The organism is Actinophytocola sp. (genome assembly GCF_036378875.1).
In the GTDB taxonomy this organism is placed as follows: Bacteria; Actinomycetota; Actinomycetes; order Mycobacteriales; family Pseudonocardiaceae; genus Actinophytocola.
The window spans coordinates 1-25,504 of the sequence record NZ_DASUVO010000020.1; the positions used below are offsets into that span (position 1 = coordinate 1).

15 protein-coding genes are annotated in these 25,504 nt (G+C 69.7%); 5 read left to right on the top strand and 10 right to left on the bottom strand.

The annotated features are described in order from the left end of the window. Positions 1 to 175, top strand: a 175-nt coding sequence (locus tag VF106_RS05275) for a transposase (RefSeq protein ID WP_414638872.1), incomplete at its 5' end; no start/stop codon positions are given. 56 nt (positions 176 to 231) lie between these two features. Here VF106_RS05275 and VF106_RS05280 read toward each other — a convergent pair. Further along, on the bottom strand, positions 232 to 2,589 hold the full coding sequence (locus VF106_RS05280) for a glycosyl hydrolase family 95 catalytic domain-containing protein (protein ID WP_330838414.1): 2,358 nt from the start codon (positions 2,587 to 2,589) through the stop codon (positions 232 to 234). 101 nt (positions 2,590 to 2,690) lie between these two features. On the opposite strand from VF106_RS05280, the gene VF106_RS05285 reads away from it, so the two are divergent. Further along, a complete protein-coding gene (locus tag VF106_RS05285; RefSeq protein ID WP_330838415.1) occupies positions 2,691 to 3,977 on the top strand; it encodes a hypothetical protein in 1,287 nt (428 codons plus the stop codon). A gap of 211 nt (positions 3,978 to 4,188) precedes the next feature. Here the strand turns inward: VF106_RS05285 and VF106_RS05290 are convergent, their stop codons facing one another. Beyond that, positions 4,189 to 7,959, bottom strand: a complete 3,771-nt coding sequence (locus VF106_RS05290; protein WP_330838416.1) for a DNA gyrase subunit A — start codon at positions 7,957 to 7,959, stop codon at positions 4,189 to 4,191. A gap of 15 nt (positions 7,960 to 7,974) precedes the next feature. Beyond that, positions 7,975 to 11,004, bottom strand: a complete 3,030-nt coding sequence (locus VF106_RS51160) for an ATP-binding protein (RefSeq protein WP_524535850.1) — start codon at positions 11,002 to 11,004, stop codon at positions 7,975 to 7,977. 586 nt (positions 11,005 to 11,590) lie between these two features. On the opposite strand from VF106_RS51160, the gene VF106_RS05305 reads away from it, so the two are divergent. Then, the gene (locus tag VF106_RS05305) at positions 11,591 to 11,923 is read left to right on the top strand and encodes a hypothetical protein (protein WP_330838417.1); all 333 of its coding nucleotides are present in this window, start codon (positions 11,591 to 11,593) and stop codon (positions 11,921 to 11,923) included. A 137-nt stretch (positions 11,924 to 12,060) separates the two neighbouring features. Here the strand turns inward: VF106_RS05305 and VF106_RS05310 are convergent, their stop codons facing one another. Beyond that, a complete protein-coding gene (locus VF106_RS05310) occupies positions 12,061 to 12,696 on the bottom strand; it encodes a class I SAM-dependent methyltransferase (RefSeq protein WP_330838418.1) in 636 nt (211 codons plus the stop codon). Between the two features lie 80 nt (positions 12,697 to 12,776). On the opposite strand from VF106_RS05310, the gene VF106_RS05315 reads away from it, so the two are divergent. Together VF106_RS05315 and VF106_RS05320 are read left to right on the top strand one after the other, a co-directional pair. After that, entirely contained in the window at positions 12,777 to 13,334 is a 558-nt protein-coding gene (locus VF106_RS05315; protein WP_330838419.1) for a TetR-like C-terminal domain-containing protein, read from the top strand. A 10-nt stretch (positions 13,335 to 13,344) separates the two neighbouring features. Then, complete coding sequence (locus tag VF106_RS05320) at positions 13,345 to 13,971, top strand: hypothetical protein (protein ID WP_330838420.1); 627 nt, start codon at positions 13,345 to 13,347, stop codon at positions 13,969 to 13,971. On the opposite strand, the gene VF106_RS05325 is transcribed toward VF106_RS05320, so the two are convergent. The 6 genes from VF106_RS05325 to VF106_RS05350 form a co-directional block, all read right to left on the bottom strand. After that, positions 13,948 to 14,895, bottom strand: coding sequence for a DNA double-strand break repair nuclease NurA (locus VF106_RS05325; RefSeq protein WP_330838421.1), 948 nt, complete (start codon positions 14,893 to 14,895; stop codon positions 13,948 to 13,950). The two genes, VF106_RS05320 and VF106_RS05325, sit on opposite strands and share 24 nt — an antisense overlap. 10 nt (positions 14,896 to 14,905) lie before the next feature. Beyond that, a complete protein-coding gene (locus tag VF106_RS05330; protein WP_330838422.1) occupies positions 14,906 to 17,338 on the bottom strand; it encodes an AAA family ATPase in 2,433 nt (810 codons plus the stop codon). Then, positions 17,338 to 18,495: an exonuclease SbcCD subunit D gene (locus VF106_RS05335; RefSeq protein WP_330838423.1), complete on the bottom strand. Its 1,158-nt coding sequence runs from the start codon at positions 18,493 to 18,495 to the stop codon at positions 17,338 to 17,340. The genes VF106_RS05330 and VF106_RS05335 overlap by 1 nt, the downstream gene beginning before the upstream one ends. Before the next feature lie 8 nt (positions 18,496 to 18,503). Further along, positions 18,504 to 20,288 (bottom strand): ATP-binding protein, encoded by a 1,785-nt coding sequence (locus VF106_RS05340; RefSeq protein WP_330838424.1) that lies wholly within the window; start codon positions 20,286 to 20,288, stop codon positions 18,504 to 18,506. Between the two features lie 69 nt (positions 20,289 to 20,357). Then, a complete protein-coding gene (locus VF106_RS05345) occupies positions 20,358 to 21,599 on the bottom strand; it encodes a M1 family metallopeptidase (RefSeq protein ID WP_330838425.1) in 1,242 nt (413 codons plus the stop codon). Further along, the gene (locus VF106_RS05350) at positions 21,590 to 25,396 is read right to left on the bottom strand and encodes a Pls/PosA family non-ribosomal peptide synthetase (protein WP_414638869.1); all 3,807 of its coding nucleotides are present in this window, start codon (positions 25,394 to 25,396) and stop codon (positions 21,590 to 21,592) included. Before VF106_RS05350 ends, VF106_RS05345 begins: the two co-directional genes overlap by 10 nt. Between the last annotated feature and the right edge of the window lie 108 nt (positions 25,397 to 25,504).

Here is a 25,504-nt window from a genome sequence, read left to right on the forward strand (position 1 = left end):
CGAGAACACCAACGGCCTGCTGCGCCAGTACTTCCCCAAGAGCACCGACCTGTCCGTTCACGGCCGCGACCACCTCGACACCGTCGCCGCCGAACTCAACGGCCGCCCACGCAAAACGCTCGGCTGGGACACCCCAGCCGAACGCCTCGCTAAACTCCTGACCGAAGCCAGTTAACCACTTGTGTTGCGACGACCCCTGGAATCCGCCCGCGCCCTGCCAGGGCTCTTCGGTCAGCGCACCACGTAGGTGTGCCCGGCCGCCGCGTTGATCGTGATCTCGCGGCCGTCCCGCTGGAATGGGACGCGCTTCACGGTCCGTTTGTCGACGACCGTGAACTTGCCGTCGAACAGTTCGCTGGACACCGTCAGCGGCCCGGTTTGTCCGGTCCGGAGCGCGATCCGGGTCGGCACGCCGTTCGCCCACGCGGCATCGACGGTCACGTCGCCGCGCGCCCGCAGGCCCTTCACCGAGCCGGTCGCCCAGACCTCCGGCAGCGCCGGCAGGACGTCCACGACACCGCGGTGGCTCTGCACCAGCATCTCCGCGACGCCCGCCGTGGCGCCGAAGTTGCCGTCGATCTGGAACGGCGGGTGCGTGTCCCACAGGTTGGTGAGCGTGCTGTTCTTCAACAGCTCGGACAACATCAGGTGGGAGTGGTCGCCGTCCAGCAGCCGAGCCCAGAAGTTGATCTTCCAGGCCTTGCTCCAGCCGGTGCCGCCGTCGCCGCGTGCGGTCAACGAGACGCGGGCCGCGTCGACCAGCGCCGGGTCCTCCTGCGGGGTGATCTGGCGGCCCGGGTGGAGCGCGAACAGGTGCGAGACGTGCCGGTGTTCGTTGTTCTCCTCATCCCAGTCGGCCTTCCACTCCTGCAGCTGACCCCAGCCGCCGACCCGCAGACCGGGGTCGAGCCGGTCGAGATAACCACGCGTTTCGGCCGCGAAGGCGTTGTCCCCCAGCGTGGTCGCCGCCTCGGCGGTGTTGGTGAACAGGTCCCACACGATCTGCTGCGACATCGACGCGCCTGCCGAGAACGGGCCCTGCTCCGGCGAGAAGCTCGGGCTGACAACCAGCTTGCCGTCCCGCGGGTCCGCGACGAGCTCGTCGAACCAGAACCGCGACAGCTCCCGCATGACCGGATAGGCCCGCTGGCGCAGGAAGTTCTCGTCGCCGGTGAACAGGTAGTGCTCGTAGTAGTGCTGCGCCAGCCACGCGCCGGCCTCCGGGAACCAGAACGCGGTCGGCCAGTCGTGCACGCCGGTGAAACCGAACGGGGTGGTCTCGTTGTGCACCACCCATCCCCGGTTGCCGAACATCTCCCGCGCCGTCTTCGTGCCGGGCGGCACCAGCGAGTCCACGTAGTCGAACAGCGGTCTCGTCGTTTCCGACAGGTTGGTGGTCTCGGCGGGCCAGTAGTTCATCTGCAGGTTGATGTTGACGTGGTAGTCGGCGCTCCACGGCGCCCACTGGTGGGTGTTCCACACGCCCTGCAGGTTCGCGGGCAGCGAGCCGTCCCGCGACGAGGAGATCAGCAGGTACCGGCCGTACTGGAAGTACAGGACCTCCAAGGCTTTCCTGGTGGCGGCCGGTGTGTTCGCGTCGCGGTAGGCGCCGAGGAGCTCGTCGGTCGGGATGTCCGGCATCCGCTGGCCGACGTCGAGCGCGACGCGGTTGAACAGGCGCTGGTAGTCGGCGATGTGCGCGGAACGCAGTGCCTGGAAGGACTTGCGGGCCGCGGCGGTCACCCGGTTCGTCACGGCGTCGTGCGGGTCGCTCGTGCGGTAGGCGGGATAGGCGGTTGAGTAGTTGGTACCCGCGGCGAGAACCAGCGTGACCGCGTTGGCGTTCGCCACGGTGACGGTGCCGTCGCTGTTGTCGGTCCGGGTGCCGCCCTCGTTGCGCAACTGCAGCTGCGACTCGAACCGCAGGCCGTTGTCGTTGAGGTTGCCGGCGAACGTGATCCGCCCGTTCCGCGCGGTGGCCGTCTTCGACCGGTCGTCCGGCGCGGTGATCGCGGCGGTGAAGCCGATCCGCCCAGGCTGGCTCGCGGTGAGCCGCGCGACGATCACGTCGTCCGCCGCGGAGGCGAAGTACTCGCGGCTGAACGTGACCCCGTCGGCGGTGTAGGTGATTCCGGCGAGCGCCTTGCCGATGTCGAGGCCGCGCCGGTAGTTCGCGACGTTCGGCGGGTCCTGCGGCTGGGTCAGCCGGACGTCGCCGAACGTCGTGTAGCTGCCGTACCCGGTTTTCGGCTGCCCGAGCAGGCCGGCCACCCATTCCGGGGCGACCTGCTGCTCGGCGTTGATCCGGTTCTGGACCTCCGTGATGGCACCTGGTCGCGGAGCGCGCCAGTCGCCGAAGTCGTAGCCGGCCGAGCCGGGCCCGCCGGTCCACAGTGTCTTCTCGTTGAACTGCAGTTGTTCGGACCGAACCCCGCCGAACACCGTCATGCCGAGCGCGCCGTTGCCGATGGGCAGTGACTGGGACTCCCAGTCGGTGGCGGGCTCGTCGTACCACAGAGCCATGGGGTTTCCGGCCGGCTGGGCGCTGTGTGCAGGGGCGCCCGCCATGGACAAGGCGGTCGTGGTCATGGCCACGACCGCGAGGATATGGGCCGCTCTTCGTTGAACGCGCATCGCTTGGTACATCCCTCGCGGTAACCGATCGACTCTCGCAGGTTACCTTCACGCCCATGGATTTCTCGAAGCTGACGGCCGCGGCGGACGCGATACGCAAGTTCGCCGAAACCGCCACGGACGCGGGGGACAAGGACGAGGAGAAACCCGCCGGCGGCGCGGTCCCGACCAACTCGGCGGCGGTGCAACTGGCCCGCGATGCCCGACAGAGCTACCAGAAGACGGCACGTTGGATGCTGGCCGCGTTCGCGGCGGTGGGCGCGCTGATCTTCGGCTCACTGCCGTTCGCCGGCATCGCGGACGTGGAGCTGACATGGCCGAACGGCCTGTGGCTGCTCGGCGGCCTGCTCCTGGCGGTGGCCGGCATCGTCAGCGCGGTGGTGGCGGTGTCGCTGGTGAACGAGCCGGAGGACGCGAGCCTCGGTGAGCTGGACTGCGACCTGCGGGAGATCCAGAAGATCGACGCGCAGGGCTTCGTGTGGGCCAAGGACAAGCCCGTGTTGATGGTCAACAAGCTGCGCGCACTGTGGAATCCCAGGCTGGCGAGCCGCATCGAGCTCGTGAACATCCTGCACGGCCCGGAGTCCTCAGCCCACCTTGGCCCGAACCTGGAGGACGACCGCCCCGCGTCGGTGACGAAGCTGATCCAGAAACTGGGTGAGCTGGAGTCCGAACACGCGAAGCTGGCGCCGACGGTCGCGAAGCACACGGTTGCCGTCGAAGGATACGAGAAGCGGGTGGCGGACCTGGCGAAGCTGCTCGAGGAACTACGCAAACGTCAGGACAACCAGACCGAAATCGGCACGGCCTCAGCCATGTACACCGCGGCCGCGACAAAACTGGACTCGGAACGCGCGACCCTGACCACGGAAAAGCAGGCCCTGGCGGAGATCGACGACAAGCTCAGGATGTACCAGGACCACCGGGAGCTGGTACTGGCGGAGTCGGCCGTCATGCAGGTACGCGGCACGTTCCGCCTGGCCCGCCGAATCCTGGCCATAGCGGCGGTCCTGACCCTGTTCGGCGGCACCGGCTACGCCCTGTCCCTGCCGGGTGCGACAAAGACGGAGGGAACGCCGACGGCAGCGCCCCCGGCACCAACCACTCCACCGCCCCCGGTCTACGCGACAGGCCTCCCGGCGATCGTGGTGGTACACGAGGGAACCGCGGCCGCCCGCGAACTTCCCCGCGACTGCGTGGACCGCGAACTACCGGCGGTCTGGATCGGCACCGGCCGAGTCCCCGCGACAACCGGCCCGTTCACCGCGATCGTCACGGACCAGGCCTGCACGGGGGAAGTAACGGTCGCCAGGGGCGAAGGCCGTTTCGCACTGACCCGCTGACCCTGCTCCTGAAAGACGCGATCGGGACGTTCAACGACACGAACGCGTCTTTCAGGACACCGGCCACGTCCCGAGGTGGCCCCTCAGGACATCAGGCCCGCGCCATCCGGCTCAACCCGGAGGCCGGCCTTGCCAAACCAGCCCACTACCCGGCCGTCGCCCTCCCCCTCCGGGGGCCCACCCACGGCCCCGGCCAACAAAAGCAACCCGCTCACACCCGCTCGATCAAGTGCCCGATCACGTCCGGTCCTGGATGCGCCGTGCCCGACCCGTCCCGGCGCTTGTCCACCTCGGGCAACTCCACCGACGACCCCGTGTTCGACGCGCCTGCCGGGCGAGGTCCGACCCACGCCAGCACCAACTGGTGCTCCCCCTTGAGGAAGCGGTGCGTCCGCACGCCGCCGGTCGCGCGGCCCTTCGCCGGGTACAGGCCGAACGGCGTGACCTTCACGCTCTGCCCGGTGCACGTGACCACCATCGGCTCGCCATGGTCGTTGTCGTCGGTCCGGATGGCGGCGAAGAACACCGCCGACGCGTCGGCCGCCAGGTTGATGCCCGCCATGCCGCCGCTCTTCACGCCCTGCGGCCGCACCAGCGACGCGCTGAACCGCAGCAGCGACGAGTCGGACGACACGAACACCAGCGTCTCCTCGCCGTCGGTCAACCACGTCGCACCGACGACCTCGTCGCCGTCCTTCAACGCGATGACCTCGAACTCGTCGGAGCGGACCGGCCACTCCGGCGCGCAGATCTTCACGATGCCCTGGCGGGTGCCGAGCGCGAGCCCCGGTGAGCCCTCGGCACGTTCACCGAGCGGCGCGATGCCGACGACCTTCTCCCCCTTCTCCAGGGGCACCAGCTCGCTCGCCGCCATGCCGCCACGCAACGACACCGTGCCGCCGGCCTCCGGAAGCACCGGCAGCGGCAGCACGTCGGTCTTGAACGCACGCCCGCGGCTGGTGACCAGCAGCACCTGCCCACGCGCGGTCGTGTGCACCACCGAGGACACCGTGTCGTGCTTGGCGCGGCCACTGCGTTTGCGTGCCTCGGTCGCCTCCTCCGACTCGGCCGCCGTGCGGGCGACAAGACCGGTGGCCGACAGGATCACCTGGCACGGGTCGTCCGCGACCTCCAACGGGCCGGCCGGCTTCGACGCGGCCAGCACCTCCTTGAGGTCACCGTCGATCAGCGCGGTCCGCCGCTCCGCCCCCAGGTCCTTCGCGACCTTCGCCAGCTCGGACGAGACGAGCCGCTTCAACACCGAGTCGTTCTCGAGGATCTTGGTCAGCTCGGCGATCTCGTTCCGCAGCCGCTCCTGCTCCTGCTCCAGTTCGAGCTTGTCGTACCTGGTCAGGCGGCGCAGCGGCGTGTCGAGGATGTAGGTGGCCTGGATCTCGGAGAGCTTGAACCGCTTCATCAAGCCTTCCTTCGCCGCGGCCGCGTCCTCGCTGGCGCGGATCAGCCGGATCACCTTGTCGATGTCCAACAACGCGATCAGCAGACCCTCGACGAGGTGCAGCCGCTCCTCCCGCTTACGCCGGCGGAACTTCGTGCGCCGCGTGACGACCTCGTAGCGGTGCCGCAGGAACACCTCGAGCAGCGCCTTCAACCCCAGCGTCTGCGGCTGCCCGTCGACCAGCACCAGGTTGTTGATGCCGAACGACTGCTCCATCGGCGTCAACCGGTACAGGTCGGCCAGCAGCGCCTGCGGGTTGACACCCACCTTGCACTCGATCACCACACGAGTGCCGTTCTCCCGGTCGGTGAGGTCCTTGACGTCCGCGATCCCGGTGAGCCGCTTGGACTTCGTCACCTCGTCGGTGATCTTCTCGATGATCTTCTCGGGCCCGACGGCGTACGGCAGCTCGACGATCGTGATCGCCTGCCGCCCCCGGCTCCCTTCGAGCGGCCCGATCTCCACCTTGGCCCGCATCCGGACCACCCCGCGGCCTGTCTCGTAGGCCCGGCGCACCTCGTCCAGCCCCAGCAGCATCCCGCCCGTCGGCAGGTCCGGCCCCGGGACGAACTCCATCAGCTTGTCGAGCGAGGCCTCCGGGTGGTGGATCAGCCACCGCGCAGCCCCGACCACCTCGACGAGGTTGTGCGGAATCATGTTGGTGGCCATCCCCACCGCGATACCCGACGTGCCGTTCACCAGCAGGTTCGGGAAAGCGGCCGGCAGCACCGACGGCTCGTCCAACGACCCGTCGTAGTTGGGCCGGAAGTCGACCGTGTCCTCGCCCAACTCCCCGACTAGCAACATGGCCTCATTGGACAGCCGCGACTCGGTGTTGTGGTTGACGAACCCACCGGCGAGGAACGAGTGATCGTCGGACTCGACCCGGACCGAGTACACCTCGGCAGGCTCACCAGCCTCGATGCCGACGACCTCTTCGAACCGGTAGCCGGAGTCCATGATCGGAAGGATGGTGGCCAGGATCTCCGGATCCTTGATCCGATCAATGATCCGGAGCCGCTCCGTCTCCCAGCGTTCCACACGGTCGAAGTTGTGTTGCGTCAACCATTTACGGCCACTGCCACGCCGATCGAAGTCGAGCGCGCCGCGCACGTAGTCCGCGACGAACGGCACACGGTCCTGGCTGAGACGGTGCGGACGCAACGGCGAACGCCTGAGGAGCTGGTGCGGCTTGGCCTGCTTGGTACGCAGGAACCCAACGCGCTCGGTGTACGCCCGGACGTTCCGCAGGCCGGACACAACGAGACGGTGCTCGACGGCTCCACTCGCACGCGTGTATTTCCGATTTGTGGCGATGACACCGAACTCGGCCAGCAGTTCCTGGACCTCGTTGGCCAGCCGCGCGCTGTACGTTGAGTAATGGATCGTAAACCCATCGTACGCGACTCTCGGACCCCCGTCTCCTTCGAACAACGCCATCAGGAACGCGCGCTTGACCCCCCAGCCGCCAGACCACACGAACTCGGGAACGAACTTCTCCCTTGCGTGGTAGCCGATGAGCTCGCCAAGAGGACTGGCGCGGAAGGCGGCCATGCCACCCTCCTGGATGTCCATCTCCTGGATGCGCTTCCGATCGCGGCGCGTCTGCCTTTCGGAGACGTATCGGGTTCCTCCCACGACTTGGTCGTAGGCGTGAAGCACCTCGCTGAAGAAGTGCTCATCGGTGTTGTTGAAGCCGGCGCGGTTCTCACTCGCCCAACCTTCGGAGACCCAGGCGCCTCCGAGCACACCGAGCATGTACTCACGTGCCGTCGGGATGACCTGCATCCAGGAATTCCTGGCGATGCAGACAACCATCCCCGGCTTGATCTCGTCGAGTCGCCGCCACTGGAAGATCGGCACACCCATCGGTGCTTCGAGACACAGCACAAGGTGGTTCTCGCTGCCGCGTACCGAGAAACCGGACTTCGAGGTGACGCGAAGCGTTGGGTGCACACCCGAGTTGAACACCTTGTTGACGCGAACGGCCTTGCCGTCCTTGTCGAGCACCTCGAAGTCGGCGTCCGCCTCGGAATCCGGTGGCAGGTTGACCACGTCGGCGATACGCGGGCTCGAGCCGTCCGCGAGTCGGATCCGCGTGTCGCCTACAACGCAGTAACGACTCGCGGCCGGTCCGTCGTCTGGCGACCCAAAGTTACCGTGTCCGTCTACAAGTGGCGCGTTCATCGAGAAGTCCTGCGCCAGGCGGACCATCGCGTCGTAGATGGCGCCGTCGCCGTGCGGGTGGTACTTACCCATCACGTCACCGACCACACGGGACGACTTCACGTACGCGTGTGTCGGCCGGTAGCCGTTCTCGTTCATCGAGTACAGGATCCGGCGGTGCACAGGCTTGAGACCGTCGCGGGCATCGGGCAGCGCACGCGAGTGGATGACCGAGTACGCGTACTCCAGGTAGGAGTCCTCGATCTCGGTCTTGAGCGAGTTGTCGAAGACCTGGGCGCCCGCACGGTCGAAAGCGGACGGGTCGACCCTGGTCGCGGATGGGCCCTTGCGGCGTGCCATGTTTCCCTAGTCCCTCTAGATGTCGATCGCCGACTGGTCGACCCGCGCGGACGACTCGACCAGCCAGGCGCGCCTCGGCTCGACCTTCTCCCCCATGAGCAGTTCCAACGCCTTCTCCGCGGCCTCGACATCGTCGATCGTGATACGCCGCACCGAACGCGTGGCCGGGTTCATCGTGGTGTCCCACAGCTCGTCGGCGTCCATCTCACCGAGCCCCTTGAACCGCGGCACCGGCGTGACGACCTGCTTACCGGCCCTCTGTAACGCGGCGAGTTTGGTCTCCATCTCACGCTGGGTGAACGTGAAGTGCGTCTCCGGGTTACGCCCCCTGGTGGTGATCTTGTGCAGGGGAGGCATCGCGGCGAACAGCCGTCCGTCCTCGATCACCGGCCGCATGTACCGCGCGAACAACGTGATCAGCAACGTGCGGATGTGCGACCCGTCGACATCCGCGTCCGCCATCAGGATCACGCGGCCGTACCGCATGGTCGACAGGTCGAAGGTTCGCCCACTCCCGGCCCCGAGCACCTGCACGATCGACGCGATCTCCACATTGCGCAACGTGTCAGCGAGACTCGCCTTCTGGACGTTCAATATCTTGCCACGCAAGGGAAGCAGCGCCTGGTACTCCGACACTCGGGCAAGACGCGCACTGTTGTGCACGAAGACGCCGGCTTCGAGCGCGAAGTTGTGGTACCCGTCGACGGTGAGGTCGTAGACGTCAGCGGTCTCCTCGAGCGGTTCCACCGAGACGACCGCGTGGTTCATCTGGGCCGCGGCCTCGCGCAGGCGCGAGTAGTCGCCGTCGTAGTGGGCGAGCAGGCGGTCGAACCGGAGCCCGGTCCGCGCGGTGCGCATCCGCTCGGCGTCGTACGCGGCACCGATCTCACTGTCGGACATCGAAAGTAATGCCGAGACCCGCTTGAGCGCGGCGAGCCGCCGACCGTCGTTCTGTTGGGCGACCCGAACGGCCCGCGGCACCGACTCGACGTACTTCCGGCGTCCCCGCTCAGCCGGGTCGGCGACCTGCTCGATGGTCTTCTCCCGCCGCCACGCGAGTAGTTCCGGGTCCTGCCACTCGCGGAACGCCGGGTCCTTCCACTGGTCGGACAGCATCGCGGACTTGAACTCGAGCCCGCCACTGGTGAGCCAAGCCCGATAGCCCTCGACATGATGACGGACTGTGCCGTTGTCGGCACTGTCCAGGCCGTGGCGGAGGTTGTAGCCGTCCGCGAGATAGTGCGTGTAGACCCACTCCTCGCGGTCGTTCATCCACACGCGTTCGTATCCGTCCAGCTTCTCGCCGGCGGACTTGGCGGACACCGAACGGTACAGCGGCATCAGGGAGTCACCGGGAGCCAACTCGTCCGCTCGCCGGTAGGAACCGTCACGAAGGCGGAACAGGTGGTCCGGCGTGCAGCGCACCGACTCGCCGTGATCGAGCGTGATGCGCACGAGCGGGGCGTTCCGCTTGGTCATGCGTGGCTCGACCAGCGGCGCGACGACGACGCGCCCCGCTTTGTTGGTCGTGTAGCCGAAGTGCTTGATCCCCTTCGCCCAGTCCTCGGCGAGGTCGGCGAAGGAACGACTCTTCCCGGACGCGAGCGCGACCAAGGTGTCGCCCGTGAAACAGCCGAGGGCGGAGTCCCCTTCCACGAGAAAAAGTTCGCTGCGGCTGATGCCCGTGGTGCGGCAGTCGACCAGTTTCGGGGGCATCGCGGCGCCCTCTAGGGCGGTCTTGCGGCGGGCGGCGTCCTTCTGCTGTTTCTGCGTCAGCCGGACGCGGGCGGCGTCGACGACTTTCTGGAGGACGGTCTTCGCCTCGGTCTTGGTTTTGCGGTTCTCCGACCACGCGCGGACTTCGCGCTCCACGATGGACTGCAGGACCCTCGTGATCCCGGCGGTCGACAGTTCGTCCTTGGTCTGGGAGGTGAACTGCGGCTCGGGGATCTTGACGTGCACGACCGCGGTCATGCCTTCCTCGACGTCGTCGAGTGTCGGTGGGTCCTCTTTTGGCTTCAGTAGGCCTCGGGTCCTGCCGATGGCCTCGTTGACGGCCTTCACCACGGCGCGGTCGAAGCCTCGGCGGTGTGTGCCGCCGTGCATGTTGCGGATGGTGTTGGTGAAGCATTCGATGGTGCGCTCGTAGCCGGTGCCCCAGCGGAACGCGATCTCGACCTCGGCCGTACGCTCCACTTTGGACTGCATGACGCCGCTCTCGTCGGCGGCGTTCTCCCGGTAGGTGCCCGTGCCGTTGATCATGATGGTGTCGCACACCGGTTTGTCGCTGGCCGGGGTCAGGAACTCCACCATGTCGGCGAGACCATTGGGGTAGTGGAAGGTCTCCTCGTCGATCGCGCCTTCGAGTGTGTTCCGCAACACATAGGTCACGCCCGGCACCAGGAACGCGGTGTTGCGGAGCTTCGAGCGCACGGCGTCGACGTCGAGTGCGGCGCCGTTCTCGAAGTACCGCGTGTCGTACCAGTAGCGGATGGACGTGCCGGTCGCCTCGCCGCGTTTCATCCTGCGCACGACGTTCAGTCCGGACCGCTTGGTGAACTTGGCTTTCGGGCCCGGGCCGTCGAACTCGCCTGGCACGCCGTGCGCGAACGACATCTGCTGGACCTTGCCGTCCTGCTTCACCGTGACGTCGAACCGGTGGGACAGAGCGTTGACCGCGGACGCGCCGACGCCGTGGAGGCCGCCGGATGTCTTGTAGCCCGAGCCGCCGAACTTGCCGCCCGCGTGGAGCCGGGTCAGCACGAGTTCGACGCCGGACAGGCCGGACTTGGTGTGCACCCCGGTGGGGATGCCGCGCCCGTCGTCGTCGACCTGGACGCTGCCGTCAGCGTGCAGTATGACCACGATCTTGTTCGCGTGCCCGGCGATGCCCTCGTCGGTCGAGTTGTCGACGACCTCGTTGAACAGGTGGTTGATGCCTCGGCTGTCGGTCGAGCCGATGTACATCCCCGGCCGCTTTCGCACCGCCTCGAGGCCCTCGAGGTGGGTCAGATCGTCGGCACCGTAAAAGGTTCCCGCAGTCACGTCTGGTCGTCTCCCGATTCATGGCGCGCCCGTGCTCAGGCGTCCACCACCGTAGGAGAGCCTATCCGCTACCTCCGACAAACCCCGGCATATGTGCTCTCCGGGATCCCTGGTGCAGGTCCGACCAGCCTTCCGCGAGGTTCTCGAACAGTGCGTGCGAGAACTCTCCTGCCTGGTCAGGACCCGGTGGGCATCCACGGGACGGGTCACAGCCTGATCGTCCGGCCCAACACCCATTGCATCCGGACGACGGCGAGCATACTCGCGAGCACCAGGGAGGAGCCGGGGCCCGCGCACGAGTCGGCGAATGTGGCGTGGATCTCCCGAATCACGGGGAGCGGTACGGCTGCGCGGATGCCGGGCGTTCGGCGACAAGCCAGATCGAGTGAACCCCGTGGCGAGTTGTCGGGGCGTCGTCGTAAGGTGAACACATGTTCGTTTCAGTTGGACGCGTCCACCGCTGAGGAGCCGCCTTACCGCTGACCACCCCATCCCCCGGACCAACACCCACCCCTTTGTCCCTGTTGCCGTCCGTGTTCGAGGAGGCGCCCTTTTGACATACACCTAACTTCATCCCCTGAGGTGTTTGACCGCGACGCCGGTCGGGCAGCCAGAAGGCATGCTGCACATCACGCCGGAGGCGGGACTGGCCATACAGAAGCTCACGCGCACGCAGGGCGTGGGCCAAGGCGGCGGCCTACGCGTGGAGGCACGCGCGGGCGAGGACGACTTCGAGATGTCGGTGGCCGCCCTTCCCGACGAGACCGACGTGGTGATCACGGAGGAAACGACGGGCGCCCGCGTGATGCTGGACGCGGTGACCGCCGACTACGTGGAGGACAAGACCCTCGACGTCGCCGACACCGTGGAGAGCACGGCGCGCTTCGCACTCACAGGGCAGGGCACGACCACGGAATGACCCCGGCCCGGTACCGGGCGCCACCATCGCGCCTGCGACGGCCCGGGCAGCGGGGCCGACCGCGGCAGCGGAAGCCGTGCGCGCGATGCGGGCGCGAGCGGAGGAGGACCCGCTGGCGCGCCTGGATCTGGGCAGGGTCACACGGTGGCGATGAGGCAGTAGCGCTCGTCGGTGATGGTGCGGCCCCACAGGGTCGGGTCCGTGAGTGGTTCGACCCGGAGGTCGGTGACGAGCGGTTTCAGTGTGCTGGCAAGGGTTTCGGCGCTCACGCCACCGGTCCACGGGAGCGACTGCGAACCTTCGACGTAGGCGCTGTCTGCTTCGGAGGTCGCCCAGCGGCCTTCGATGAGGACCAGTCTGCCGCCCGGGCGACACAGGGCTATCCAGCGGCGCAGGGCGGCTTCGGGGTCGGGCAGCGTCCAGAGCAGGTGCCGGACGAGCACGGCGTCGACCTCGCGGGGCGGAGGGTCTGCCGCGTCCCCGACCAGGACGCGGACATCGGTGTCGGCCAGTTTGGCGCGGGCGTTGGCGACCATGTTCGGCGACAGGTCGACCGCGGTCACGCGATGGCCGCGTCGGGCGAGTAGCAGCGACAAGGAGCCGGTGCCGCAGCCCAGGTCGAGTACATCGGCCGGCGCGGTGGGCAGCCACGACGCCAGCCGGGCGTCCCAGGCCGTGCTGACCTGCGCGTCACGCAGTCCGTGGTCTGCCTCCTTGTCGAAGGAATCGGCGGCCTCGTCCCAGAACTCGGCGATGCGGGGCGTGATCGACATGGGCCTCATTGTGACAGCGGGCGACTGTTGACACGGTAAAGCTAAGTACATTAGCTTTACGGCTATGCAAGGTAGCCGTCATGCCTAGGGCAGGGCTTTCCACCACCGCGGTGGTGGACGCCGCCCTTGCCGTTGTGGATGAGCACGGGGCCGAGGCGCTCACACTCGCCGCCGTGGCGCAGCGGACCGGGGTGGCCACGCCCTCGCTCTACAAACACGTTGCCGGGCTTGGGGAGTTGCGCACGCTCCTCGGTTCGCGGGTGCTGGAGGACATGGCCGAGTACTTCACGCGCGCCGTGTTGGGACGTGGCGGTGAGGACGCCGTCCGTTCACTCATGCACGCCTACCGCGCCTACGTGAAAGAGCACCCCGCGCGGTATGCCGCCGCGCCCCTTGATCCGCTTCACGATCCCGCGCTGGCCTCGGCGGGCGGGAAGCTGATGGAGGTCGTGCTCGGCGCGCTGCGCGCCTACGACCTCTCACCCTCCGACACCATCCACGCCGCTCGCTGCATGCGTGCCGTCGCGCACGGGTTCGCCTCGCTCGAGGCGGGCGGCGGGTTCGGCCTGCCAGAAGACCTTGACCACACCTACGACCAGCTCATCGCCGCCGTGCTCGGCACGCTGCCCCGCCACTAGGAGGAACCCCGTGTCCAGAATCGCTTTAGCCGTCGCAGGCCTGCTTTTCCTGCTCTACCCCGCCTTCCGGCCGTGGACCGACGAGACGACCGCTGCCGGGGCGCTCGAGGCCATGGGCTCCAACGCCTGGGTCGTCTCGCATCTCTTCGCCATGGTCGGGTTCGTGCTGGTGTCCCTCGCCCTACTGGGGATGCGGGAGATCGTCGGCATCCGGGCGGTGGCCGTCACGTGGGCCGGCGCCGGGCTCACGCTCCCGTACTACGGCGCCGAGGACTTCGGGCTGCACGCCGCCGCGACCAAGGGGAGCAACCTGCTCGCCGTCGCGGAAGCCGTGCGCTACAACCCCTTCGCCGTCACGTCCTTTGCCGTCGGGCTGATCCTGCTCGGCGTCGGCGCTGTGCTCGTCGCGGTCGCGGTGTGGCGGTCCGGGACCGTCGCCAAGTACAGCGGGTTCGCGTTCGCGGCCGGGTTCGTGCTGTTCCTGCCGCAGTTCTTCACACCGGCACCGTTCCGCATCGCGCACGGGGTGCTGATGCTGGTCGGACTGGTGGGGCTCGCGATCGCGGCAGCACCCGCGAAAGCAGCGTCCGCGCCGCGACCGGCCCTGCCGACGCTAAGCGGCCAGGGCGCCGCGTAGCGACCGGTAGAGCAGCGCGGCATCGCCCAGGCGGTGCCGCAGCTGCCGTTCCAACCCGCCGATCGGCACCAGGTTCTGCGGGGCACGCGGGTCCTTGTGCGGGGCGCTCGCCAGCGACGGCAGCACCTGCGCGGTCACGTCGGCCAGCGCGATCGCGTCCTGCGCCGGCAGGTCGGCCGCACACTCCAGCCGCACGATCGCCGACCACGGCGCCCGCGTCGCGCCCGGCAGACGTAGGTACCAGGACAGCCGCTCCCACGAGGTCCCCATCTTGAACACCGGGCTGCGCTGCCCCGGCCCGAGCGACGCGACGACCTCCGCCTGCGAGGCCTGCAGGTACGACTTCTGGTGCGTCTTCACGTAACCGACCGTGCGGGCGAGGTGGGTGCGGCCACGCAGCGGACCGTCCACCACCAACAGATCGTCCTCCACATTGGACTCTCGGCGCCACGTGTTGGCGAGCTCCACCTCGAGGGCGGCGAGCCGGGCCTGCACGCCGAGCGTCAGCTTGTCCAGCCCGCCGAGGGTGCGGTGGAAGCGGTAGCGGGCATGGCGGGTCTCGACGTCGCCGCCGGACTCCGCGTACAGGCCGCGGTCGACCTCCACCTTGACGAGCTGCGCGGCGCCGTCGCAGCGGACCAGGCCCGCGGCGAGGGAGGCGATGACACCGGGCAGCGGCTCGGGGCCGTCGCCGTGGACCCACACACGCGCGTCGATCCGCCGCACACCGTCGAGGAACAGCACCGAACCGGGCAGTGGCCCATCGCCAGGCGTCAGCGGCCGCCACGACGACGCCGGCAGCTCGACGTCGAGGTCGAGACGGGCGGACGACTCGCGGCCGTCCAACTCGTCGCCCCGCGCGACCCCGTACCCGGGATCCCATGGGTCGACGGAGTAGGAGATGGGCGTGAGAACTCCGGTCATGAGGGCACCATTACACCTCGACGCGCCGAAGTCGGGACGACGCGCCGTCGCGGGTGACCGCGAACTGGACGGGGACCCGTTCGGCCAGGGCCGGCACGTGCGTCACGATGCCCACCATCCGGTCGGTTTCGGAAGCCAGACGCTCCAATGTGGCCGCCACCGTGTCCAGTGTGGCCTCGTCGAGGGTGCCGAAGCCCTCGTCCAGGAACATCGAGTTCAGGTCCCGCTTGCCCCCGGACAGGCCGACGACCTGGTGTGACAGGGCCAGCGCCAGCGCGAGCGACGCCTGGAACGTCTCCCCTCCCGACAGCGTGTTGACGGGGCGGGTGGTGCCGGCGTCGTTGTGGTCCACCACCACCAGGTCGTTGCGGTTGTCCCGCTGCAGCTCGTACTGGCCGCCGGAGAGCTGCATCAGGATCTCCGACGCCTCGATCACCAGCGAGTCCAGCGCCTCCTGGCACAGCCACGCCTCGAAACCGTTGGACTTCAACAGGTTCCCCAGCATGCGGGCAACCTGCTCCTCCTCGCGGCACTGCTCGACCTCGGCGGCCAGCGACGCCGACTGCGTGCGGCGCGACTCCAGGTCGGTCAGGTCGCGGCGCGCGTCGGCCACGCTGCGCGCGAGCACGACATCCGGCTTTTCCTTGTCCGGCAACGAGATACGGTGTTCGTCGAGCAGCCGGGCCAGTTCGGTGCGTACCGAGGTGCCCTCGGTGAGGAAGTCCCGTTCGGCCTGTTCCAACTCCGCGACCCGCGACGTCAGCGCGTCCCGCTGCGCACCGGTCCACGAGAGCAGGCTCTGCCAGGCGGCGGCGAGATCGGTGCCCTCCACCGGCGGCACGCCGAGTGCCACGAACCGGTCGCGGCCGGCACGGAGCGCTGCCCACGCCTGCTGCTCCTCGTCGCCGAGCGCGGTTCGTTCCCGCTGGGCATCCTCCACGGCTCGGCGGGCGCCACGGGCACGGGTCCGCGCCCGTTCGACGGCCGCGTCCGCGGCCGCACGCTGCTCCAGTACGGCCTCGACCTCCGCCAGCGGCGGCGCGGCACTCAGCTCCGCGGTCAGCTCGGCGGACTGTCGCGACGCGCCCTCGACGTCCGCCTTCGCCGCCGCCGCGGCCTTGCTCGCGTCGGCATGGGCCCGCCGCGTCGCGGTGACCGAGGACTTCGCGTTCTTCACCGCGAGCCGCGCCTCGTCGAGGTCGGTCGGCACCGCGTGGTGGGGCAGATCGTGGACCTGCTGGCGGCACACCGGGCACGGCTCGCCCTCGACCAGGTCGGCGGCGAGCGCGACCGCGCGGTGGGCCCGGTCAGCCGAGGCCGACGCGGCCTCGGCGGCGACCAGCGCCTGTTCCGCCGTGGCGAACTCGGCCGCCGAGGACTCCTCGGCGGCGACCGAGGCGGACGCGTCCGCACGAAGACGCTCCAGCCGGGAGGTCAGCGTCGCCAGCCGGGTGTGGGCGTCGCGCCAGCGAACCAGTTCCGCCTGTTCCGGCAGGTCGGCGCGGGCGGCTTCGGCGGCTGCCTCGGCCTCCTCCGCCGCTGTGCGCTCGGCCTGCCTGCGGGTGATCTGCTCGTCGGCGTCCGCGATCCGGGTGGCCAGGTCGACCACGTCACCCGGCCTGCGCAAACCGGTGAGGCCGGTGAGCTGCTCCCGAGCGGTCTTCGTGGCGGCGTTGGCGTCCTTCCACTTCTCCCTGACCTCGGCCATCTTCTCCACGGCCTCGTCCACGGCCGGCACGAGCGCCTCCAGGTCGGCGACCCGGCGCGCGGCGGCCTCGACCACCTCGTCGGTGACCGTGCCCATCTCGGCGAGCCGTTTCTCGGCCATGGTGAGCTTCCCGGCGGCCAGCTTCGCTCGCTCACGCGCCCGCTGTCCGACGTCCTCGTAGACGGCGTAGGCCAGCAGCTGGATCAGCAGGTCCTGCCGGTCACCGGGTTTGGCCTGCAGGAACTCGGCGAACCGGCCCTGGGGCAGCACGACGCACTGGGTGAACTGCTCGTAGCCGATGCCGAGCAGCTCGGACACCGCGCCGGTGACCTTCTCACCCTCCGCCATCGGCTGCGCCACTTCCAGCAGCTTGGCGAGGTCGGCGTCCGCCGGCAGGCTCGGGTCGAGCCGGTCGAGGCGTGCCTCCTTGGTCTGCACGTTGCCCTGCGCGGTGCGCCGCAGCAGCCGGACGGCCGCGTACCGGTCGCCGGCGGCCTCGAACACCAGGCACACCTTGCCCTCGTTGACCGACGGGGCGAGCGCGTTGCGGACGGCGTGGCCCTTGCCCCAGCGTGGCACCGTCCCGTAGAGGGCGAAGCACAGCGCGTCGATCACCGTGGACTTGCCGGACCCGGTTGGTCCGGTGAGCACGAAGAAGTCGACGTCGTGGAGCTGGACGTCGGTTTCGTCGCGGTAGCTGCCGAACCCTTCGAACACCAGGCGCAACGGACGCATCAGCGACCTCCGCTCGACTCGTCCAGCAGTTCGGCGAACATGGCACCCAGTCGTGGGTCGTCGATCTCCCGCTCCGACAGGAAGTCCGCGAACAGGTCGGTGGGCGTGCGACCGATGCGCGAACGCACCTCGCCGGTCTGTGACTTGGCGCGGTACGTCTCGTCGATCTGCACGTCGAGCGTGTTCGGCAGCTTCTCGCGCACCATGTCGGCGAGCCCGGCGCTGGCCTTCTGCGTGAGGATCACCCGCAGGAACGCGTCACCGGCCTCCTCGCCCGCCGCCACCACCTCGTCCACCGTGCCGCGGAGGGTGGCGAGCGACCGGCCACCGCGCACGGGCATCGGACGAATCGACGCGCGCGTGTCCGGTGTCGCCTGGACGATCAGCGCCACCGGCTCGTTGGCCTCCTCGCCGAAGTCGAGCGCGAGTGGTGAGCCCGAGTAGGCGATGGGGCAGGGGCCGCCGATCTCCTGGTAGCGGTGCAGATGCCCCAGCGCGGCGTAGTGGGTGCTCGTCGGGAACGCGTCCGGCGGCACCTCGTAGCCCAGCAACGTCTGCACGGCCCGCTCACCACCACCCCACCGGCCGCCGAGCATCGTGGTGTGCGTGGTGACCAGGTTGACGCTGTCGCTCGTGAACCCGGCGCACAGCGTCTCGATGATCGCCCTGACCCGGTTCGCGTAGTCCTGGTTGTGCTGCGACGGGTTGTGCAGCAACACTTCCGCGGCCCGCACCGCGACGCGGTGCGACAGGAACGGCAGCGCGGCCACCACCGCCTGCTCCCCCGACCGCGTGGTCAGCGTGAGGGTGCCGCCGCGATCCGGACGTTGCGGCGTGCCGATCACGTGCATGCCCAGCTCACCGAGCACCGGCCGGTACACGTCCTGCACGAGCCGCGAGTTGTCGTGGTTGCCGGCCAGCACCACGACGTGGCGGCCCTCCTGACGGAGCGCGACGAGGGTGCGCATGACGAGGCCCTGAGCCGCGGGTGTCGGCGCGGCGGTCTCGAACAGGTCCCCTGCCACCACGACGAGGTCGACATCTTCCTCGTTAGCGATCTCCACCAGATGTCCGAGGACGGTGACCTGCTCGTCGATACGCGGCTGGTTCTTGAGCACCTTGCCGACGTGCCAGTCGGCGGTGTGCAGGATCTTCATTTGTCCCCTCAGAACGGCGGTGGGTCGTCGTCCAAACCTGCGAAAGGATCGGCGGGCGGGGCCGGTCCGTCGTCCACCCCGTGCCACGTGCCCTTCTCGGACGACCGGGTCGCCCACGCGGGGAACGGGAACTCGATGGCGAGCGGCACCGGGATGTCCGGCTGCGAGACGAACATCGTGCCGGGCTTGGCGATCGTCGCCCGCTGCCGTTGCGCGGCCGGCAGGTAGCCGTACTCCGGGCGCGACGCCTCCGCGGGGTCGAGCCGGCCAGCCACGCGGATGGAGCAGTTCGCGACGATCCGGCGTTCGACCTCCGACGCGGTCTGCTGCGCGCCGATGAGGATCACGCCCAGCGACCGGCCACGCTCGGCGACGTCGAGCAGGATCTGCTTGATCGGACTGTCGCCGTCCCGCGGCGCGTACTTGTTCAGCTCGTCGAGCACGATGAACATCAGCGGACGCGCGGTGCCCTGCTCCTCCTTGCGGCGGAACTCCTGCCGCAGCGACACACCGACCACGAACCGCTGCGCGCGGTCGGGCAGGTTGTGCAGGTCGATGACCGTGACCTGCGCCTTCGACGTGGTGAGCGACCGGTCGCCCCGGTCCTTGAGGTCCGCGCGGATCAGCCGTTCGAGCGGCTTGACCGCCGAACGCAGCCGCCGCAGGAACGCGTTGACGCTGCCCATGGACGTCGAACCGGCCACCCAGTCTCGGCGCAGCTCGTCGTCGAGCAGCTCGTCCTCGATCAAGGCGACGAGCTGGTCGAACGTGCGGACGGGGCCGCCGTTGCGAGTGTCCACACCGGACACCGAGATCGCGCCGTCCGCGCCGACCTTCTGGTAGTCGCGCTTCAGCCGCGCGGCGACCTGGCCGATCAGCATCGTGTACTGGGCGCGTTCGTCCTCGCCGTCGGCGAACACGAACGGCATCAGCTCCTGCTCGCAGAACTCCGCGAGCGTCCAGTAGAACGGGCTGACCGCACGGTCGCGGGCCCGCACGTCCGGCGTGCCGTTGGGGTCGCCCGGCCGGGGCGGCGCGAACACCTGCACGTTGCGGAACGAGGTCGCGGGCAGTCCGAGCAGCCCGTACTTGGCGCGGAACTCGTCGCGCAGCCGGGAGTTGTCGTAGTCGAGGAACAGCAGGTCCTCGCCCTTGACCGAGAAGATCAGCGCCTTGGTGTTGTGCGCCTCGCCGGCCAGCACGCCCGAGTTGAAGATCGAGTGCAGCAGGAACGTGGCGAACGACGTCTTGGTGGCGATACCGGACACCCCGGAGATCGACACGTGACCGCCGCGGGTGCCGTCGACGAAGTCGAAGTTGAGGAACACGGGCTGCCCGTCGCGCCCGAGGCCGACGGGCACCTTCGCGTCGGCCATCGTGTCGAAGTACAGCGCGGAGTCCCGTTCCTCGCCGACCGCCCTGTTCACCTCGCTGCCGGGCCGCGGCGGCACGTACACCTCGGGCTCGACGCGCGTGACGGTGACCTCGGCGACCTCGGACACCTCGGCGGGCAGCGCCCCGTCCTTGATCAGGAACACGTCGGAGGCGAACCGGGCGCCCTCGTGCCCGGCCTCGATGTTGGTCACGACGCCCGCGATCTGCACCTCGCTGCCGTCCGGCAGCTTGCGCCTGGTGACGACCACGTCGTCGAGCTGCAGGTACTGGTCTGCGGCGACCCCGACGGAGAACTCGAGCGGGCTGGCGGCCACGGTGCCGACCACGAGGCCGACGGGACGCTGCCCCGCCACCGCCAGTTCCGTCACGCCGTTCGGGGATCCGTTCGGCTCTGGCACGCGTGCTCCTTCAGGTGGGAAGGACCGCAGTCTAAAACCGGCGACCGACGAAACCGGGGACCCGGGGGGCTACGGGAGTGCCGGTTGGAACAGCCACGCGTCGAAGAACCCGCCCAGTGATCGACCCGCGTGCCGCTCGGCCAGCGCGACGAAGTCGTCCGTGGTCGCGGTGCGGTGGCGGTGCGTCGCGGTCCAATCCCGTAGCAGTGCGAAGAACGAAACGTCACCCAGTTGGGTGCGCAGCGTGTGCAGGGTCAGTGCGCCCCGCTGGTAGAGGCGGTCGTCGAACATGTCGCGGGTCGGCGGGTCACCGATGCGGAGGTTCTGCGGCAGGCCGCCCAGCATGGCCCGTGACCGGTCGGCCAGGGTGGTCGCGGACGGTCCACCGGACCGCTCCGACCACAGCCACTCCGAGTAGGCGGCGAAGCCCTCGTTCAACCAGATGTGCCGCCAGTCGGCCAGCCCGACGCTGTTGCCGAACCACTGGTGGGCCAGCTCGTGGGCGACCAGCCGCTCGAACCCGCGCTTCCCGTCGACGTGGTTGGCACCGAAGATCGACAGGCCCTGCGCCTCGACGGGCACCTCGAGCTCGTCGTCGGTCACCACGACCGCGTACTCGTTGAACGGGTACGGCCCGAACAGCTCGGTGAACACCCGCATCATCCCGGGCTGCCGGCCGAAGTCGTGCTGGGCGGCGGCCAGCCGTCCCCGTGAGGCGGCCAGGATCTGGCCGGACGACACCAGCACCCGCTCATATCGTCCGATCTGGACGGTGGCGAGGTAGGGCGCCATGGGCTCGTCGGACACGTAGGTCCACGTCGTGGTCGAGCCGCTGGACGCACGGGACGCCAGCACACCGTTGGCCACGACGGTGTACTGCGTGGGTGCGGTCACCGCGATCCGGAACGTCGCCTTCGCCCCGACGAGATCGGTGCAGGGGAACCAGGACGGCGCGCCGACGGGCTGGCTGGCCACGATGACGCCGTCGGTCAGCTCGTCCCAACCAACGTCGCCCCAGTACCGGGTGTGGATCGGCTCGGGCCGCCCGGCGTAGCGGACCTCGACCGAAAACGGCGTGTCCACGAGGAAACGACCCCGGACCCGCAGTTTCCCGCCGCGGTGTGTCCAGCGCGCCGGCCGGCCGTCGACGAGCACCCGCTCGACCCGAAGCGAACCGAAGTCCAGGTCGAGCGGCGCGTCGACGGCGGACGCGACCACCCTGAGCCGGGCATGTCCCGATAATCGCCCGGTCGCCGGTTTGGTGCGCAGGTCCAGGTCGTAGTGCGAGACCCGGAACTGTTTCAGCGCCATGCCGAGACGGGGTTGCCCAGCCAGCGGGTGCCCGCCGGCACCTGCTCGCCCGCCATCACCAGCGACGCCGGCCCGACACATGTGTGCGCGCCGACCGTCACTCCGGGCAGCACGATGCCGTGCGGTCCGAGCGTCGCGCCCGCCGAGAGCGTCACCTGGTCCATACGCAAGATCCGATCATGGAACAGGTGGGTCTGCACAACGCACCCCCGGTTGACGGTCGCCCCGTCACCCAGGCGGACCAGGTCAGCCTCCGGCAGCCAGTACGACTCGCACCACACGCCCCGCCCGACCTTCGCGCCGAGTGCCCGCAGCCACCACGACATCAGCGGTGTCCCGCCGGCCCCGCCGACGAGCCACGGCACGGCGAGCACCTCGACGAACGTGTCCGCCAGCTCGCCCCGCCACACCGCGGCACTCCACAGTGGGTGGTTGCGGGCCCGGAACCGCCCGACCAGCAACCACTTCGCGGCCGCGGACACCAGGCACGCCACCACTCCGGCGGCGCCGAGCAGCACTCCGGCGAGCAGCAGCCCGAGCGGGAAGCCGAGGACCGCGATGCCCGCGAGCACCCCGACCGCGAGCGCGACCGAGCACATGACCGGCACGATCCGGCACAGCTCGACGAGCGCGCGGGCCACGAGCAGGCGTTTCGGTGGCTCGTACGTGCGCCCCGCGTCAGCGGAGTCGGCGACCCGCGGCAGCTTCATCGGCGGCATGCCCAGGTAGGAGCTGCCGGCCTTCGCGTGTTTCGGCGCCGCGGACAGCACGCCGACCAGCCCGCGCTTGGGCACCGAGCGGCCCGGCGCGGCCATGCCGGAGTTGCCGACGAACGCGCGCTTGCCGACCCGGACGGCGGCGATTCGCAGCCAGCCGCCACCCAGTTCGTAGGCGGCGACCATGGTGTCGTCGGCGAGGAAGGCACCGTCACCGATCGTGGTCATGGCGGGCAGCGCGACCACCGTCGAGGCCTCGACGTTGCGGCCGACCTTCATGCCGAGCGCCCGCAGCCAGACCGGCGTGAACAGCCCGGCGTACAGCGGGAACAGCAGGCTGCGGGCGGAGTCCATGAGCCGCAGCGTGGTCCACGCCTGCCACGCGACCCGGCCGCGCACCGGGTGGTGTCCCTCGCGCATGCCGATGCCGAGCAGCCGCACACTCACGAGCGTGACGAGCGCATGAGTCACGAACCAGGCGACGGTCACGGCGGGCACCGCCGTGAGCAGCCCGCCGAGCGTCATGGGAAATAGGGTCAGCAGCCACAGCGCCGGCAGTGCGGACGCCGCCGGCAGCAGCGACAGTGCCATCGACGTCGCGTCGTAGACGGCGAGCCAGGTGCGGCGACGGCCAGGCCGGACCTTCGGCCAGCGGCGCGTGGTCTTGCCCGCCTTCACCGCGGGCACGCCGGACCAGCGCTGCCCGGTCGGCACGGACCCGGTCACGCCGGAGCCGGCCGCGACCTCGGCACGCTTGCCGACCCGGGCGCCGGGGAACAGCGTGCTGCGGGCGCCGACCACGGCACCCGCGCCGATGCGGATCTTGCCGATGTGGACCACGTCGCCCTCGACCCAGTGCCCGGACAGGTCCACCTCGGGCTCGACGGCCGCACCCCGGCCGACCCTGAGCATGCCGGTGACCGGCGGCAACGAGTGCAGGTCGACGTCCTCGGCGATCTTCGCGCCGAGCGCGCGGGCGTAGTGCGTGAGCCAGGAACCGGCGAGGTCCGTGGCACCGGACCGTTCGGCGAGTTGTTCGGCCGCCCAGAGCCGCAGGTGCACGGACCCACCACGGGGGTAGGTGCCCGGCTTGACGCCCTTGAGGAGCAGCCGTGCGCCGCCTGCGGCGATGGCGAGCCGGCCGGGCGGGCTGAACAACAGCAGCCAGCCGAGGCCCAGCAGCCACCACGACACGGTCCACGGGTAGCCGACGACGTTCCCGATCGCGCCGAGCACGACGGTCCAGCGCAGTCCGACGAGCGTCAGCAGCGGCAGCGTCGCGAGCATCTGGATGATGGCGGCCCGGCGCGGCACCGGGGTCACGGCCCGCGTCGCGGTGTGACCGCCGGCCAACTCGTCGAGGAGCGCCGCGAGGCCGGCGACGGTCGGCTGGTGGTAGACGTCGGTGACGGACACGGTCGGGTAGTCCGCCCGCACCAGCGACACGAGCCGAGCGGCGGCGAGGCTGCCGCCACCGCTGGTGAAGAAGTCGGCGTCCGGTCCGGCCGGCGGCGTGCCGAGCACCTCGGCCCAGCGCTCGCCGAGCCACGCCTGCGTGCCGTGCAGTTCCCCGGCCGCCACCTCACCGAGGTCCAGCGGCCAGGGCAGCGCGTTCCGGTCGACCTTGCCGGACGTGCGGGTGGGCAGCGTGTCGACGACCGCGAGGCGCGGTACCAGCGCCGCCGGCAACGCCTCCCGGAGTCGGTCGACCGCCTTCTCGGCGTCGAAGTCGGGTTCGGTGACGACGTAGCCGACCAGGAGCTGCGTGCCGCTCGCGGTGGTGCGGACCGCCGCCGCCGCGCCGGTCACCAGCGGTAGGGCCTGGAGCGCGGCGTCGATCTCGCCCAGCTCGATACGCCGGCCGCCGAGCTTGACCTGCTCGTCGGCGCGGCCGAGGAACAGCAGGCCTTCCGGCTCGGCACGCACGAGGTCGCCGCTGCGGTAGGCACGGTCCCAGCCGAGCGAGGGCAGCGGCGCGTACTTCTCCGCGTCCTTGGCCGGGTCGAGGTAGCGGGCCAGGCCGACGCCGCCGATCACCAGCTCGCCGGTGTCACCCATCGGCACGACCTCGCCGGCCGCGTCGATGACCGCGAGCTCCCAGCCGGCAAGGGGAAGGCCGATGCGCACCGGGCCGTCGCCGGTCATGCGGGCGCCGCACGCGACGACCGTCGCCTCGGTGGGGCCGTAGGTGTTCCACACCTCGCGGCCGTCCTGCGCGAGCCGTGCCGCCAGCTCCGGTGGGCAGGCCTCGCCGCCGAGGATCAGCAGCCGCACGTCGTCGAGTGCCTCGGCCGGCCACAGCGCGACGAGCGTCGGCACCGTGGACACGACGGTGATCTCCTGCTCGACGAGCCACGGCCCCAGGTCGACACCGGTGCGGACGAGCCAGCGGGGCGCCGGCACCAGGCACGCGCCGTACCGCCAGGCCAGCCACATCTCCTCGCAGGAGGCGTCGAACGCGACGGACAGGCCGGCGAGCACGCGGTCGTCCGGCCCGATCGGGTCGTCGACGAGGAACAGCTGGGCCTCGGCGTCGACGAACGCGGCCGCCGACCGGTGGCTGACCGCGACTCCCTTCGGCTTACCGGTGGAACCGGAGGTGAAGATGATCCACGCGTCGTCGTCCGGGGTCGCCGGGCCATCGCCGATCGGCGTGTCACGCATCGTGATCGCGCAGCCCTCGCCCAGCACCGCGCACACGGCCGCCTCGCCGAACACCAGCTCGGCCCGCTCGTCCGGGTCCTCGAAGTCGACGGGCACGTAGGCGGCGCCTGCCGCGAGCACCGCGAGGATCGACACGTACAGGTCGGCCGTGCCGGACGGCACGCGGACGCCGACCCGGTCGCCGGCGCCGATCCCCTGCGCGACGAGCTTCTGACGCAACTCGTCGACGACCGTCAACAGCGCCGTGTAGGTGAGGGCCGTGGTGCCGTCGTCGAGCGCGAGTGCGAACGGGTGGCGGGCCGCGGTCTCGGCGAGCACGTCGTCGAGAGTGCGTGCCGAACTGGCCGCGGCGCCGCTGAACCGCGCCAGCGGCATGGTGAGCGTGTCGAGCGAGAACTCTTCGTAAACGGCGGTCATCGACCACCGGCCAGACGCGAGCGCAACAGGTCCCCTCCGAGGTTCGGGCGCTGCGTCCGGTCACGGAGAGCAGCGAGCAACCCGCGACTTTACCCCGAGTTCATGTGA

What these genes read in the sequence shown, in the direction of transcription:
- VF106_RS05290 (WP_330838416.1), bottom strand. Translation starts at nt 7,959, where the DNA reads ATGGCACGCCGCAAGGGCCCATCCGCGACCAGGGTCGACCCGTCCGCT.
- VF106_RS05345 (WP_330838425.1), bottom strand. Translation starts at nt 21,599, where the DNA reads ATGGCGCTGAAACAGTTCCGGGTCTCGCACTACGACCTGGACCTGCGC.
- VF106_RS05310 (WP_330838418.1), bottom strand. Translation starts at nt 12,696, where the DNA reads ATGTCGATCACGCCCCGCATCGCCGAGTTCTGGGACGAGGCCGCCGAT.
- VF106_RS05285 (WP_330838415.1), top strand. Translation starts at nt 2,691, where the DNA reads ATGGATTTCTCGAAGCTGACGGCCGCGGCGGACGCGATACGCAAGTTC.
- VF106_RS05325 (WP_330838421.1), bottom strand. Translation starts at nt 14,895, where the DNA reads ATGACCGGAGTTCTCACGCCCATCTCCTACTCCGTCGACCCATGGGAT.
- VF106_RS05350 (WP_414638869.1), bottom strand. Translation starts at nt 25,396, where the DNA reads ATGACCGCCGTTTACGAAGAGTTCTCGCTCGACACGCTCACCATGCCG.
- VF106_RS05315 (WP_330838419.1), top strand. Translation starts at nt 12,777, where the DNA reads ATGCCTAGGGCAGGGCTTTCCACCACCGCGGTGGTGGACGCCGCCCTT.
- VF106_RS05280 (WP_330838414.1), bottom strand. Translation starts at nt 2,589, where the DNA reads ATGACCACGACCGCCTTGTCCATGGCGGGCGCCCCTGCACACAGCGCC.
- VF106_RS05335 (WP_330838423.1), bottom strand. Translation starts at nt 18,495, where the DNA reads ATGAAGATCCTGCACACCGCCGACTGGCACGTCGGCAAGGTGCTCAAG.
- VF106_RS05330 (WP_330838422.1), bottom strand. Translation starts at nt 17,338, where the DNA reads ATGCGTCCGTTGCGCCTGGTGTTCGAAGGGTTCGGCAGCTACCGCGAC.